This is a genomic window from Bradyrhizobium sp. USDA 4341 (genome assembly GCF_054063755.1).
The window spans coordinates 780,921-793,971 of record NZ_JBSSGO010000002.1; the positions used below are offsets into that span (position 1 = coordinate 780,921).

At 64.3% G+C, this 13,051-nt stretch carries 11 protein-coding genes, 1 tRNA gene and 1 pseudogene; 7 read left to right on the forward strand and 6 right to left on the reverse strand.

Going from position 1 to position 13,051, the window contains the following annotated elements:
- Positions 1–41: 41 nt before the first annotated feature.
- Together ACVIGB_RS09390 and ACVIGB_RS09395 are read right to left on the reverse strand one after the other, a co-directional pair.
- Positions 42–2,664, reverse strand: a pseudogene (locus ACVIGB_RS09390) (autotransporter outer membrane beta-barrel domain-containing protein); the annotation flags it as partial.
- 1,250 nt (positions 2,665–3,914) lie between these two features.
- Positions 3,915–4,922 (reverse strand): LytTR family DNA-binding domain-containing protein, encoded by a 1,008-nt coding sequence (locus ACVIGB_RS09395; RefSeq protein WP_456722880.1) that lies wholly within the window; start codon positions 4,920–4,922, stop codon positions 3,915–3,917.
- 161 nt (positions 4,923–5,083) lie between these two features.
- Between ACVIGB_RS09395 and ACVIGB_RS09400 the strand changes: the two genes are divergently transcribed.
- Entirely contained in the window at positions 5,084–6,913 is a 1,830-nt protein-coding gene (locus ACVIGB_RS09400) for an FAD-binding oxidoreductase (RefSeq protein WP_456722879.1), read from the forward strand.
- A 133-nt stretch (positions 6,914–7,046) separates the two neighbouring features.
- Here ACVIGB_RS09400 and ACVIGB_RS09405 read toward each other — a convergent pair whose 3' ends face one another.
- Complete coding sequence (locus ACVIGB_RS09405) at positions 7,047–8,003, reverse strand: TRAP transporter substrate-binding protein (protein ID WP_456725209.1); 957 nt, start codon at positions 8,001–8,003, stop codon at positions 7,047–7,049.
- A gap of 256 nt (positions 8,004–8,259) precedes the next feature.
- Here ACVIGB_RS09405 and ACVIGB_RS09410 point away from each other — a divergent pair, with 256 nt between their 5' ends.
- Entirely contained in the window at positions 8,260–8,463 is a 204-nt protein-coding gene (locus ACVIGB_RS09410) for a hypothetical protein (RefSeq protein WP_092114654.1), read from the forward strand.
- A 7-nt stretch (positions 8,464–8,470) separates the two neighbouring features.
- Here the strand turns inward: ACVIGB_RS09410 and ACVIGB_RS09415 are convergent, their stop codons facing one another.
- Positions 8,471–8,626 (reverse strand): hypothetical protein, encoded by a 156-nt coding sequence (locus tag ACVIGB_RS09415; RefSeq protein ID WP_456722878.1) that lies wholly within the window; start codon positions 8,624–8,626, stop codon positions 8,471–8,473.
- A 146-nt stretch (positions 8,627–8,772) separates the two neighbouring features.
- Between ACVIGB_RS09415 and ACVIGB_RS09420 the strand changes: the two genes are divergently transcribed.
- The 3 genes from ACVIGB_RS09420 to ACVIGB_RS09430 all read left to right on the forward strand — a co-directional run bounded on the left by ACVIGB_RS09420 (position 8,773) and on the right by ACVIGB_RS09430 (position 10,647).
- A complete protein-coding gene (locus ACVIGB_RS09420) occupies positions 8,773–8,973 on the forward strand; it encodes a hypothetical protein (RefSeq protein WP_050405629.1) in 201 nt (66 codons plus the stop codon).
- 38 nt (positions 8,974–9,011) lie between these two features.
- Positions 9,012–9,179 carry a hypothetical protein gene (locus ACVIGB_RS09425; RefSeq protein ID WP_244549469.1) on the forward strand — a complete coding sequence of 56 codons (168 nt, stop codon included), beginning with the start codon at positions 9,012–9,014 and terminating at the stop codon, positions 9,177–9,179.
- A 166-nt stretch (positions 9,180–9,345) separates the two neighbouring features.
- Positions 9,346–10,647 carry a hypothetical protein gene (locus tag ACVIGB_RS09430; RefSeq protein ID WP_456722877.1) on the forward strand — a complete coding sequence of 434 codons (1,302 nt, stop codon included), beginning with the start codon at positions 9,346–9,348 and terminating at the stop codon, positions 10,645–10,647.
- Positions 10,648–10,731: 84 nt separating this feature from the next.
- On the opposite strand, the gene ACVIGB_RS09435 is transcribed toward ACVIGB_RS09430, so the two are convergent.
- On the reverse strand, positions 10,732–11,610 hold the full coding sequence (locus ACVIGB_RS09435) for a class I SAM-dependent methyltransferase (RefSeq protein ID WP_456722876.1): 879 nt from the start codon (positions 11,608–11,610) through the stop codon (positions 10,732–10,734).
- 362 nt (positions 11,611–11,972) lie between these two features.
- Here ACVIGB_RS09435 and ACVIGB_RS09440 point away from each other — a divergent pair, with 362 nt between their 5' ends.
- Positions 11,973–12,212: a hypothetical protein gene (locus ACVIGB_RS09440; protein WP_456722875.1), complete on the forward strand. Its 240-nt coding sequence runs from the start codon at positions 11,973–11,975 to the stop codon at positions 12,210–12,212.
- A 1-nt stretch (position 12,213) separates the two neighbouring features.
- Here ACVIGB_RS09440 and ACVIGB_RS09445 read toward each other — a convergent pair.
- Positions 12,214–12,290: transfer RNA gene (locus tag ACVIGB_RS09445), tRNA-Asp, on the reverse strand.
- Positions 12,291–12,597: 307 nt separating this feature from the next.
- Here ACVIGB_RS09445 and ACVIGB_RS09450 point away from each other — a divergent pair.
- Positions 12,598–12,921 carry an HU family DNA-binding protein gene (locus tag ACVIGB_RS09450; RefSeq protein WP_224924859.1) on the forward strand — a complete coding sequence of 108 codons (324 nt, stop codon included), beginning with the start codon at positions 12,598–12,600 and terminating at the stop codon, positions 12,919–12,921.
- Positions 12,922–13,051: the final 130 nt, after the last annotated feature.

Below are 13,051 nucleotides of genomic sequence, written 5' to 3' on the forward strand. Positions count from 1 at the left end.
GCGCGTGATGTAAGGCTGCCCGAAGCGGAAGCGCCTCCGTCTCACCACTGATAGCGCACAACGCCCTTGCCGGCGTAGCTCGAGGTGACGTTGGAGAACTCGCCTTCGAACGTCGCGGCCGCCGACCAGCCGTTTCGCCAGTTCATCTCGACCGACGCCGTGGTCAGCGCGGAGTCGCTTGCCTGCGCCGCGCCATTGACGACGAAGCTGGTGCCCGGCAGCGCCTGGAAGGTCGCGGCAGCCGAGCGGCTGGGGTCGTAGTCGTGGGCCCAGGCGAAACGCGTGCGCAGCGTCAGGATGCCGTCCTGCACCGGGAAGGACTTGTCGGTGCGGAGGCCGAGCTCGCTGCGCGTATCGGTCAGGCTCTTGCCGCCATAGGTCAGCGCAAACGTCGACAAACCCGAGATCACCCGCTCGGCGTAACCAGGCAGCTCGAATGTCGTGAACTGGCCGGCGGCGTAAGGCGTGATACCGACGCCGCCGATCCACGGCGCGACGAAACGATAGCCGCCCTCGAGCCGCCCCGAATAGGCGTTGGCATTGAACTCGGCGCGAAGCTGGTCGATGCCTGCGGCCGTCACGGTGCGGTTAGTGGTGATGTCCTGCCAGCCATAGGCGAGCGCTGCGGTGACATAGGCCTGACCTTCGGTGTGGCGAACATAGGCGCCGGCCTGGAACAGATCGGACCGGCCACTGCCGCTGCCCGCGACGGAGAAGCTGGTACCGCCACCGGCGACCGCAAACCCGGCAACCGTGTTCGGCGAGAACAGATAGTCGGCGCCGACCGCCGTGCCGTAAACGCTGCTGGTGGTGTCGTTCGATCCGACCATGGCGTTGCCGCTGGTCGATTGCGAACCGCCGAAGCCGGCGGCCCAGACGTTCCAGCGCGGCACGAACGGCACCGGCGGCGCCTTGGTGAACATCGCGAACGCATCGGTCTTCCGGGTTGCGGCGTAGGCGCTCGCTTCGCCTTCGTCCGCATAGCCAGGCGCGCCCGGCATCGAACCCGCCGCACCGGTGCGGTTCGTGAAGGGATCGGTGAGCAGCCCCATGAACAGGTTCATCGCATCAAACGTCGTCTGCTGCGAGCCGGTCGCCAGTTCGCCGGAGGCCTGGGTCAGCCCCGCCGGCGTGAGCGTGCCATAGGCCATCGGAATGCCGCCGGTCGCATTGAAGTAGTTGACCAGCGTGTTCGCGACGTTCTGCTGGTTGGTGGAAAGCCCGCCGCCGAAGTTGGGAGCCGGAAAATTCAGCGCCAGATTGAGATAGGCGTGGGTGGCGTCGTAGCTCAGCGTGTCGGTGAAATTCGTCGGCAGGTTGGTATTGACGAGCGCGCCGAAGGTCCCGCTGACGCTGCCGGCGCTGAGGATCGTATATTGCTTCGAGATGTAGCTGCCGTTGGCAAACGCTGCATTGACGGTGGCGCCGCCGAGCGCCGCCGTCGCGCCGACATTGGTCGACGCCGAAGCGGTCGGCGTGACCTGAACCAGATAGATCGCGCCGGACTGGAAGGCGAGATTGCCGTTGACGGTCAGTGTGCCGGTCGGGTTTGCCGCACTGCCGGGCGCGAGCGTGCCCGCCGCTCATGATGGTTGTGGGCGCCGGATCAACAACGCCGCCGCTGATGGCTATCCTGTTGGGGTTGGTGCCTAACAGCGTCAACACGCTGTCGACGTTCACAACGGTGACGGGCGCACGACCGACGACGCCGGTGCCGCTCAAGGTGCCGCCGGAATTGACCGTCACATTCGACGAATTGGCGATCGAACCGTCCACTTCGAGCGTACCGCCACTGACGGTGGTCGAGCCGGTGTAGATGTTAATGCCTGACAGCGCCAACGTGCCGGCACCGACCTTGGTCAGCCCGCCGGTCCCGGACAGGCTGCCGGAGAACGTCGTGCTTGTGCCGTCATTGCCGGTCGTCAGCGTCGCTGCGCCGAGCGTCACAGCGCCGGCCCCGGCCAACGAGCCGATGGTCTGGTCGTGGCCGTTGAGATCGAGCACCGCCCCGCTCGCCACTGTATAGGCGCTGGCAGGCGCGAAGCTGTCGACGGCGGCCGCCTGCAGCCTGCCGGCATCGATGGCGGTCGGCCCCGCATACGTGCTGGCGCCGATGAGGACCAGCGTCCCTGCACCCGTCTTGGTGAGAGCGCCCTGGCCTGAGATTGTGCCGTTGAGCAAAAGGTCGGCGTCGGTCTGGAAAGTGCCCCCGCCGAGGTTCAGCGTGATGGCGCGCGCGGTCGAGAACACCGCGGTCGTCTGCAGCACGCCGCCGTTGAAGTTCAGATTTCCCGACGCGCTGCCGAGCGCGGCGTCCGATGAGATCGACAGAACACCCTGGTTGATGCTCCAGGGCGTCACGGCTGCCGTCGCGCTGGTGAGCGTCCAGGTGCCGGTGCCGGTCTTAACGAAGGCCGCAAAACCCTGATACTGCGCAGCCGACCCGATCGTGGACACGTCGAAGCTCGCATTACCCACGCCACCCAAGCGCAACGTGTCGCTGCCGGTGCCGGCCACGTTGCCGATGATGGTCGAGCCGGCTTGCAGTTCGAGTATGTTGCTGCCGCCGGTAAACGTGATGGCGTTGGCGCGAATGCCGCCTGCGCCCGATATCCCGCCTGCAACGGTGCCGCTGTTGATGACGGTGAGATTGGCACCGACAATGCCGGCACCACCTGTCCCTGCCGTACCTGCAATCGCAATAGCACCGCTACCTGCGGCGCCTCCGACACTGCCATTGCCGCCCTGGATAAACCCATTATTGACCAGCACGGCAGGCAGACCGGCGCCGAGGACCCCCACGCCCCCCGACCCGCCATTGCCGCCATTGCCGCCTGTAGGTCCGTTGCCACCCACCCCGCCGACCCCGCCGAGACCTCCTTGAATCGTACCCGTGTTGGTGAAGACTGCCCCGGGCCCGCCAAGCTTCAGGCCAGCCCCGCCACCGCCACCACCGCCGCCACCACCGCCCGACGCCGAGGCGTTGCCGCCGCTGCCACCCGTTCCACCGGTGCCGCCCGTCAGCGTAGAGCCGTTCGAGCTTGCGGCAGCCCCCGTCACGACCAGGGCATGCCCGCCCGAGCCGCCGCCGCCACCACCACCACCGTCAGGGCCGGGACCGCCGCTGGTGTTGCCGCCGCTGCCTCCAGTCAGGCCTGTCCCGCCGACGATCGGAGCAACATTCTGGATAAAGGGGACTGACAACCCGTTGGCGCCGCCGGCGCCGCCCGCGCCACCATTACCGCCCGATGCGCTGCCGGAGGTATCGCCGAGCCCGCCCTGGCCACCCGGCGCGCTTCCGGCGCCACCGCCTCCGCCACCTCCCCCACCGCTGGCGCTGCCGGGAGCCGCATTGGTGCCCGGGGCTCCCGCCAGGCCGTCCGCTCCGCCTGGGCCACCAATACCGACCAGATTGGGAGGATTGCCATGATGGGCATTGCCTCCCGTGCCGCCATCAGCGAACGCCGGCGCGAGCGGCGACCAACAGAGCAGAGCAACCAGTGCAAGCGCTGCAGCACCGGCTGGCATCGACGTCAGGCTGCGCCCAGAGGATCGCCGTACTCGGAGCTCCGCACGTTTCATTTCGCCAACGGTATCGCTCAGCTCCGTGGCACGCGCAGGCGCAGACACACAGGAACCACTGGGAAGCCGCCGATCACAACAGCACGCACGGGTTCGAAAGCGTTCAACAACGGACACGCGCATGGCATTCCAACTCGGGCCGCGCATGGGCGGCCACTGAAAATCTCAGCGGGAGGTTGTATCCCCTGAGAAATCCTGCCGCATGACAAAAAACAAGAATGGAACTGAAAGCGCGACGATGTGCCTTCTTTGCCACAAGGCGAGGCCCCACTTCATCCCGACCCGTCGGCGGCAGAACGATGGGCCGTCGTCGGCGCGGGGTCACGTGGGACTTACCTGTTGGTATTTTCCGTGAAGCTCGTCACGACATTCCGATAGCGCTTGCTGCCCGCGATTGTCTCGCCATTGTCCATCCGCAGGACGAAGTCCCCCGCCGGACGATGCTCGACTGCCACGACCCGCGCCAAATTCACCAGCCGCGCCCGATGCACGCGGACAAGGCCGAACGGCTTCAGCCGATCCTCCTCCCGCGCAAGCGTGCCGCGGATCAGGCGACGTCCGTTGGGGAGGCTAAACTCGACATAGTTGCCCGCAGACGTCACGGCCACGATATCGCGAGGATCGACCCGAAAGCTCGTGGTGCCGTCCCGCAGCCACAAACCGGGATTGGCGGTGTCGACGGACGGTCCGGCCAGCGGCAGTGCAAGCGCCGGGGCCGGCGGCGCTGGTGTTGCGGGCATCGGTGTTACGGGCAGCGCCAACACCTTGCGATCCATCAGCCAGATCACCACGGCCACCATCAGGGACGAGACGGCATCCTTCTGGAGCTCATGCGGAAACGCCGTTGCCCAATGAAAGGAATAGCCGTCGGCCAGCAGCAGCTTGCGCAACCCGACCATGGTGACGAGATGTGCGAGCGCGTAGAGCAGCGTCGCCGCCACTGCCCATGTGACAGCCATCACTCGGCTGCGACCAACACGCAATTGGGTGATGCCGCTTCGCAGCAGCGGCAGAAACAGGATCCAGGCAATGGCACTCGTCACCTCGAGCAGCACGGGCATGCGCAATGGCGCGAACCCCGCGGACAGTTTGAATTCGCTCACCGAGGAGAAGACGTTGACCACCCCGCTCGCCACGATCAGCAGCGCCACCCAACCATAGGCGAGCATCGAGCCGCGCTTCGCCCCGCCCGGCCGGATCGCGGTCACATCGCTGCGATTTTCGTCCCCGGAATCCGCTTGCTCATCCCAACCCCGCTCGACGCGCCGATCGATGCCGCGTTCAATGGAATTCTCTGGCTGCGTCGTGGACATGTCGGGATGGAATAAATGCTGCAACACGTCACGTCACCTGCCCCTGCGGACAGGTCCGGGACCCAATTGCGATTCGTCACGCAATCGGGTCCTTATCACAGGCGGGCGAGCGGCGTCCCGCAGGACAGGATGGCGCGCCGTCCGGACGGGCGTGAAGTCCGCCATGCTCACGGACAGGTGACCGGTCGATGAATCGTCGCGAACTCCTGATCGGCGGCGTGCTGACGCCGATGGCGCACTGGATCGTACCGAGGCCTGTCGCCGCCGCGCAGGGCGCGAGCAATTCCTCGGAAACGTTTCGGCGAACGCGTCCCTCGGACCCGCAGTGGCCGTCGGCCGCCAGCTGGAACCGGCTGAACGAGCAAACCGATGACCACCTCATGGCGGTGAAGTCGCCGCTGGCGGCGTGTCAGGACAGTCCCTCAGGTCCGGCGTGCCGCGATGTGTTCAAGGGGCTGAAGAACCCCTACTACATCGGCGACGACGCGGCGCTGACCCAGACCACGGGCTATCTCGATGCATGGGCGTCCCAGCCAAGTGTCTACGCCGTCGCGGCGCGCACGACAGGTGACGTCGTTGCCGCCGTCAATTTCGCACGTGACAACAATCTGCGGCTGGTCGTCAGGGGCGGCGGCCACTCTTATCTCGGCACATCGAGTGCGCCGGACTCGCTGATGATCTGGACCCGCGCGATGCACGACATCACGCTGCACGACAGCTTCGTCCCGCAAGGCTGCTTGGATCCGCCACGGCCGGCCGTCACCATCGGCGCCGGCGCGATCTGGATGCATGTCTACAATGAGGTGACGACCCGAGGTGGCCGCTATGTCCAGGGTGGCGGCTGTGGAACCGTCGGCGTAGCGGGACTGGTGCAGGGCGGCGGCTTCGGCAGCTACTCGAAGAACTACGGCATCGCCGCGGCGAGCCTGCTGGAAGCCGAGATCGTCACCGCGGACGGCGTCGTCCGGATCGCAAATGCCCGCAGCAACCCGGACCTGTTCTGGGCCTTGCGCGGCGGCGGTGGCGGCACCTTTGGCGTCGTCACCCGCCTGACGTTGCGCACCCATGAACTACCCGACGTCTTCGGCTTTGCCTCCATGACGATCCGAGCAGCGTCGGACGCATCATTCCGCAAGCTCGTCGGCGCATTCATCGATCTCTACGCGGAGCGCCTGCACAACCCTCATTGGGGCGAGATCGTCAACATCAAGCCGGGCAACGTGCTCGACATCCAGCTTTCGTTCCAGGGCCTCGACAAGCCGCAGGCCGACGAACTGTGGCGGCCCTTCATTCGCTTCGTCACGGAGGCCGAGGGGGAATTCACCTTCACCCGTCCGCCATCGATCCGCACCGGTCCGGCAGCGCACCGCTGGGACGCCGCCTACATCCGACAGCGCGCTCCGCAGGCGATCCTCTCCGACGATCGTCCGGGCGCTCCGGCGGAGAACGTGTTCTGGGCCGCCAATCTGAGCGAAGCCGGACACTTCATCCACGGTTTTGAATCGCTCTGGCTTCCGGCATCGCTGCTGAGCGGCGTGGAACGTCCGCGGCTTGTCGAAGCCCTGCTGGCGGCCGCCCACCATGCGACGGTCGAGTTGCACTTCCAGAAAGGGCTGGCCGGCGGATCTGAAGCCGCGATCGCCTCCGCAAGGGAAACCGCCACGAACCCCGCCGTGATCGACGCCTTCGTGCTCGCCATCATCGCGAGCGAGGGCCCGCCCGCCTATTCCGGCCTCAGCGGCCACGAGCCGGATCTGGCCGACGCGCACAAGAATGCCGCAGGGATCGCGAAGGCGGTCGGCGAACTTAGAAAGGTGGCGCCGGACGGCGGCGCCTATCTTGCGGAAAGCAGCTTCTTCGAACCGAAGTGGCAGCAGGCCTATTGGGGCCCGAACTACCAGCGGCTTCTGGAGATCAAGCAGAAGTACGATCCGGCCGGCCTGTTCTTCGTGCGCCACGGCGTCGGCAGCGACGACTGGAGCGACGACGGATTTACGCGGCTGGCGACGCGTCCATGAGCGTGCCGATATGAACCGTCGACGATTTGCGGACCGGAAGCCTCGCTCCGGTTCATTTGAACGTCGCGAAGCGAGTTCCCGCGCGAGAGGGGTAAAGTGGAGCGCGACGCCAGAGATCGCCGCGCTCACACCGTCAGGTCAGCTTGCCGGTGTATTTCTCCAGCGCCGCCCAGGCGTCCGCGCCATAGGTCTTCTGCCACTGCGTGTAGAAACCGGCTTTCACCAAGGCTGCCCTGAACTGCACGGGATCGGGCGTGTTGAAGGTCATGCCCTTCTCGGTCAGCTCGGCCTGCAACGAGCGGTCCATCTCGACCAGATCGGCGCGCTCCTTCACCGCCGCCGCGTCGAACGCCGCATTGATGAGCTCGAGCAGATCGGGCGGCAGGGCCGCCATCGCGCGGCGGTTGCCGAGGATCCAGTAGCCGCTCCAGCAATGGTTCGACAGCGCGCAGTATTTCTGCACCTCGTACAGCTTTCCGGTCGAGACCTGCGCCAGCGGATTCTCCTGCCCTTCGACGATGTGGGTCTGCAGCGCCGAATAGAGTTCACTGTAGGAGATGCTCGACGGCAGCGCGCCAAGTCCTGAGAACAGCGACGTCAGCAATGCGGTCACCGGCACGCGAATTTTGAAACCCTTGAGATCGTCGACGCTGTTGAGCTGCCGGCTCGACGACGAGGTGATCTGGCGGAAGCCGTTGTCCCAGACCTTCTTCAGCGGCACGACGCCGGTCCTGGCGATCGCATCGCGGACGATGCCGCCGACGCCGCCATCCATCGCCGCCCAGACCTGATCGTAGGACTGGAACGCAAAACCGATGCTGGGCAGGCCCGACAACGGCACCAGCGTCGACAAGGTCATGCTCGGTGCCGCCAATAGCTCGATACCGCCGGCGCGGACCTGCGACAGCATTTCCGGATCACCGCCGAGCTGGCTGTTGGCGAACACCGTGATGTTGATCCTGCCGGACGCCTGCGTGCCGACCGCCTTGGCCGCCTCGGCCAGACGGATTGTTAGCGGATGGGTTTCCGGAGTGTTGACGCCGAGCTTGAAGTCGAACTCTGCAGCGGCAAGAGACGGCTTACCAAACATCGCGGCGGCAAGTGCCACGGAGCCGGTTCCCAGCATCCGGCGGCGAGTCATATTCCTTGTTTTCATTATTGTTTTTCTCCCAGGCGCAGTCCGCGCCCATGGTCAGTTTCAGCCCTCTCTTTCTGTGACGCAAGGCACGGTGAAACCAATCCGCCCGTGGCACGAAACCATTTCCGGGAACTCACGAAACGATCCGGAAACAGATGGCGCTTACCAGTAGCTGCCATAGACGGCGCATAGACGCCCGGAGGCGACCATGAACCACTCGATCCATTCAGCCGATCGCGCGACCCACCTCAAGATTGTGGTTGTTGCCCTCGTTGCCGCCATCGGGATTGCGGCTTTCGGTATTTCGGCCCGGAACAACGCGGATTTCACCCAGACCGCCCAGACCAACCAGGTCATCAAGGCCGGCAAGCCCGTCGCGATCACCTCCTCGGGCACCTCGACGGTCCGCTGAGACGAATTCAGGCTTCGGCAGACAAAGCGGCCGCCTTCGGGCGGCTTTTTTGTTGGGTCTGATCGTCCCGCACTCCGATCAGAGCGGTGTGGCCTTCGCCAAGTTCGGTTACAGCGATTGCTTGTTCTCGATCCTGTGCCGCAATCCGCTGCTGATTGTGCATGCGCGGTCTGGCTGACGCGGGACCGCGCAGCCGCGGCGAAATCTTAACCGCCTCCTAACGCGGTCGTTCGATTGCAATCCGCTCCGCGACCCCCGTTTTAAAAATTGTTCCGTTAGGGTCGGCGTCAACAGAGGCGCAGGCCCACAATGAATTTGCAGCAGCAAGTAATTTCGACCGGCTTCAAGATCATCTGCACGGATTGCGGCAGCCTGGCGATCAAGGTCGCCGATCCCGCGCATGCGTCCGGCGACACCATCATCGAATGCCGCCGCTGCAACGCCGTGCGCGGCACCGTGGCGGATCTGCACACCCTGGCGCGGCGCGGCCGCGACCTGTTCGAATTCTAACCCCGGCGCCGCCGATGCTGTCAGACCCGAACGCGACCATGCAGAGCGACATTCCCCTGGACACCGTCTGGTCGATCCTCGAGGCCGCCAACGAACTGGGCGATACCCACACGGTTGACGCCTGCCGCCGTATCATCGACGCGAATTTGCGCGGCGAGGCCCCGGGACAATCCGACCTCAACGCGGTCGCCGCATTCTTTGCCTGATCAAGGCGGCGCGTTCCGCGTTTGTGAATTCAATGCGGCGCCGCGGTGACAGATCGCCCGGCGGAAACATAACAATACAGACCGAGACGTCGCTTAACCTTGCTTGACTTGATTAGCCCGAGGTCGATCGGCTAGCTGTCGCACAGCTTTCGATTCGGACGGGCCGATGCAATTGACGCGCGACGACCTGACTGTCGGGGTCACAATCCCTGGATTCCTCGTCCTCAGCACCGCCTCGATGATCGCCTGCGGGCACGCGTTCCCGGCGATGCATGTCTGGCGCTCCGGCATCACTGCCGAGGCCATCCTCGGCACCGCCGTCATGGCCGTCTTCATCCCGGCGTTCGTCGCGGGCCGCTTCAGCTTCGGTTATCTGGTGAGCTTCGCGCTGCTCTCGGCGGTGTTCGGCTTCGTCTGGCTCAGCTTCTTCAGCGCGTTCGATTATCCGCATGCCATCGCCCGCTGGGCCATGATCGCCGCGCTGGCCGCCGCGATGATCCCCCTGATGTTCCAGAATATGCCGGTTTGGCGGCCCGGCCTGTCCGAAACGGCGATCAAACGCATTGCGCTGCTGCTGCTGGCGTCGTCCTTGGCCGTGCTGGTCGCCGACATCTCGTACGGCGCCAATCTCGGCAATCCCTACGGCGCAGCCCGCAACGCCGTCACGCGGCCGGCGCTGTTGAATTATCTCACCGGGATCATGATCGGCGCGGTCCTGCCCTATCTGTTCGCGCATTTCGCGTCGCGCAGGCAATGGGTGCAGGCCGCTTGCGTGTTGCTGTCTGCGCTTTGCTTCTATCCGGTCGTCAACAACAAGACCGTGCTGCTGTTGCCGATCTGGCTGCCGTTTCTGTTCTGGCTGTTCGGCCGGTTCACCCCGCGGCTGGCCACGGTGCTCGCATTCCTCATTCCGATGATCATTGGGCTCACGGCGTTCGCCGTGCTCGGCGCCGACAGGGACTACGTCGTGTTCAGCGCCATCAATCTGCGCTTCCTCGCAATCCCGTCGCTCGCCCTTGATCAATATGCCGACTTCTTCGCGCACCGCGACCTGACCCGCTTCTGCCAGATATCGATCGTGCGACAGGTGACCGCCTGCCCGTATGGCGAGCTCGGCCCGGCGCTCGGAGCGATCTATCGGGACGGCAATTTCAACGCCTCCTTCCTCGCCACCGAGGGCATCGCGTCGGTCGGTCTTGCGCTCACGCCGGTTTCGGCACTCGTATGCGGCCTGATCCTGTCGGTGGGGTCGATGGTCTCGCGGCACCTGTCGCCGCGCTTCATCGCGGTGTCCTCAGGCATCGCCGTTCAGGCCATCATGAACGTGCCGCTCACGACAAGCCTGGTCTCGAACGGGATCGCGCTGCTGTTCCTGCTGTGGTGGCTGACGCCCGAATGGCGAGCGGAAGCTTCGCAGCAACAGCAACAGTCAACGCGGCCTATCGATGCCGTCGGTGTCGCGGCCTGATGTCTAGCGCCCTGCCGCGGCACGACGCTGCGGCCTGAGCGATCGACAGCCGCGACCAAGCAACGCCGATACGACCCTGTGGCCTCACTTCTTTCGGAGAACGATGATGCTCTGATACGGTGAGATCCCGTTCATGCCGACGTCAACGAGATCAAACCGGTCGGTCCAGTGCGTCTCGATGTAGCGCTTGCTGATGATCGTCTCGCCGTAGGTCATTTCGCCATCGACCGGATAGCTTTGCGGATAGAAGTAGAATCCCTCCCGCGCCACAGTCTCGGCAATCCTTTGCTGATCCCAGCCGGGCAATTTGGAAATCGGCTCATAGAATGCGTATGCCGGCGGCCGAACGGTCAGAAGAAAGAGACCGCGATTCTCCAGAGAGTCGTGAACCGCGGTCAGGCATGTGTCGCTTGCGGCAGGCGAGAGGTGCGTCCAGATCGATAGTGCGTAAGCGACATCGAATTTCTGGTTGAACGGGAGACGTCTCGGCAGGCTGTCCGACAACACGATGTCGGCGTGCGGGTTGGAGCGTTGCGCGACCTGGATGATGCCCTTGTGCGGATCGCACCCATGCAGATTGCGCAGTGGCACATCCTTCATGAAGTACCGGAGCACACTGCCCCAGCCGCAGCCATAGTCCAGCACCTCGCATTCATCGAACGGCTTATCCAGATGCCGCCTGAGCTTATCGTGCAAAAGACGATAGGTTTCGATGACGGCGGCGCCGAGCTCCATCCCGGAACGACCGCTCCAGTTTTTCTGGGTCCCGGCATCCGGCGGATCGGGAATGGCGGCCTTGATAGCCTTGAAGCCATCATATTCCTTCCAGAGCAATACATTCCACAGATACGGATCGTCGATCCATTTGAGTGCGTCGTATACGGACTCTCCCCTTCGGCAGGCAGCGTCAGCTCTTTCCAGTTCGTCGTTGTAGTATTCGTTCAGCCACGAACTCCAGTTCATCGGCACGCCTCCGTGTTAGGTTCGCTTGATCAGCCCTCGCCCACGCTCGCGTCGTTTGAATGTCGTGGACTGTCTTCGCTTACTCCGGCAACTTTAAGACCCATCGAAAGCGCGTGAGTTCCGCAAGGTGGTGGAACCGCTGATGTCGTTTCTGCGCCATGGACGAGCGATCGCCGTCACCAGGAGTGATAGCGACAGACCTCAACCGCAGAACTTGGATCTGTTTCGTCAGCTTCCATCGCGCCGCCAGCGACAAGACGCTGAAACGAAGCCGACGCATGCCGTCGCAGAACCCGTGTCGGCAACGTCGACCGCAATGTGGTCACATCGGATGACACACGCGCAGGCGCGGGAACCAGTTGATGACCATTGTCGAGGGTGACGCCGGCGGCGCGGCGGGGGGGATCGACACGATGGCAAACATGGTCCATCACAACGAGAAGGTGCGCGAGACTTGCGGCCCGGCAAACGTCGGGAGCACCCGCCGTTTCGACCACGGCCAGCTCATCCGGACGGACCTGCCCGAGGGACAAAAACGCATTCCGGCGACCTCCCAAGAAATACTCTTGGGAACCGACATTTCTGCTAAGTCATTGAAATAAATGGCGCGAGAGACGGGACTCGAACCCGCGGCCTCCGCCGTGACAGGGCGGCGCTCTAACCAACTGAGCTACTCCCGCGGATGCCGATCATCGGATTGATCCGCGCAGGATCGAGGGCATAAAGGCCCGCATCCCGATAGTCAAGCGCGTTGCGGAGCCCTGCACAGCGCGGGCATTTTCGCGCCACGGGCACGAGTTGTCGCCTGTTTTCAGGGGAAACGGCGTAGTCAGCAAAGCCCCGAATCAAATAAGGCCTGATACGTCTGGGTTTCCTGTGGCCGGGCCCGGCGCTGCCCGTTCCCAGAACCGCCGGTTTCAGGACTTTTCCGGACGCATTTTCCCGACGCGAACGGCGCGCCATTCGCGTGAAAGCAGCAATCCAGCCATTCAGCAACGAGGAGGGCCACACATGGCGAAGAAAGCAGCGACCCCGGCGACGATCACGCTGAAGCACCTGGCGGCGGCCATCGCCGAAGAGCAGGAGCTGTCCAAGAAACAGGCCGAGGCGATCCTGACCGACATGGTCACCCGGATCACCAAGCACCTCAAGAAGGGCGAGCGGATTCGCATCGTTGGCCTCGGCATCCTCCAGGTTCGCAAGCGCGCCGCCCGCATGGGCCGCAACCCGGCGACCGGCGAGCAGATCCACATCAAGGCAAGCAAGAAGGTCGCCTTCCGCGCCGCCAAGGAACTGAAGGAGGCCGTCTAAGGCTTTAGCTTTCCCGGTTTGATACCAGGCGCCATTCCGGCTCGCGACGCGGCCCCGGAGTGGCGCTTTTCTGTTGTAGAGTTGTCTCTCGATGCGCTTTGCTTGCGCGAACCAACGTCGCCTGAGCGTC